The organism is Psychrobacter sp. 16-MNA-CIBAN-0192 (assembly GCF_040309565.1).
Lineage (GTDB): Bacteria > Pseudomonadota > Gammaproteobacteria > Pseudomonadales > Moraxellaceae > Psychrobacter.
In genome coordinates this window covers 1-258 of sequence record NZ_JBEOOX010000428.1, presented here as the reverse complement: position 1 = coordinate 258, position 258 = coordinate 1, and the positions used below count along the sequence as shown (strand labels likewise).

The following is a 258-nucleotide window of genomic DNA, read 5'->3' as shown; positions in this document are numbered from 1 at the left end:
CATTCGGTCAGCCTTACCTGGCGCGGCAGGCGTTCGAACAGCGCCACCCCCAGCCAGGTTTCCAGGGAGCGGATCTGATGGGACACCGCTGTCGGCGTCACCGACAGTTCCAGGGCTGCCGCCTTGAAGCTGAGCAGGCGCGATGCGGATTCAAAGGCGCGCAGGGCGGTGAGGGGCAGCGAGGCAAACATGGCGGGCTCCATGGATGAATTTATTTCATTCTGCGTAACTATTGCTCATTTGTTGGGTGGACTCGAC

1 protein-coding gene is annotated in these 258 nt (G+C 60.9%); it reads right to left on the bottom strand.

What is annotated here, in order from left to right:
* The coding region (locus AAEY78_RS13850; protein WP_352339940.1) for a LysR family transcriptional regulator at nucleotides 1-191 on the bottom strand (191 nt) is incomplete at its 3' end.
* Between the last annotated feature and the right edge of the window lie 67 nt (nucleotides 192-258).